Annotated in this window: 2 tRNA genes; both read right to left on the bottom strand. The window is 41.5% G+C overall.

What is annotated here, in order from left to right:
- Positions 1–140 precede the first annotated feature (140 nt).
- A tRNA-Ala gene (locus ABN217_RS20425) sits at positions 141–216 on the bottom strand.
- A 160-nt stretch (positions 217–376) separates the two neighbouring features.
- Positions 377–453, bottom strand: a tRNA-Ile gene (locus tag ABN217_RS20420).
- Positions 454–518 lie beyond the last annotated feature (65 nt).

Below are 518 nucleotides of genomic sequence, written 5' to 3'. Positions count from 1 at the left end.
AGAGACTCATCAATATACCTCGGTGATATATTGATTTGTTTTCAATTTTTCAGCTTGTTCCAGATTGTTAAAGAGCAAAATAATTCGCAGTATACTATTGCTAATATACTCTGAATTATTATTTTATATTCAAGAGATTATGGTGGAGCTAAGCGGGATCGAACCGCTGACCTCCTGCGTGCAAGGCAGGCGCTCTCCCAGCTGAGCTATAGCCCCATAATGCATTCTTAATACCGTTTTTGTTACTCAGGTTTCTTTCTTATCGGATAACTTCCTTTAATTAAGAATTGAGCCAATCGTAGTGAGACAAGGCGTGGAAACACGAAGTTTACTCTAAGTAAACGAGTGATTTCACAACGCAGTATTCAATACGATTTGGTAGGCCTGAGTGGACTTGAACCACCGACCTCACCCTTATCAGGGGTGCGCTCTAACCACCTGAGCTACAAGCCTATACCGGTATTTCTGCTCGTTCTTCATCAGACAATCTGTGTGAGCACTGCACATAACACGTATCT

The sequence above is a fragment of the Proteus sp. fly-1067 genome, from assembly GCF_040139345.1.
GTDB classification, from domain to species: domain Bacteria; phylum Pseudomonadota; class Gammaproteobacteria; order Enterobacterales; family Enterobacteriaceae; genus Proteus; species Proteus vulgaris_B.
This window is presented reverse-complemented; position numbering and strand designations above follow the sequence as displayed.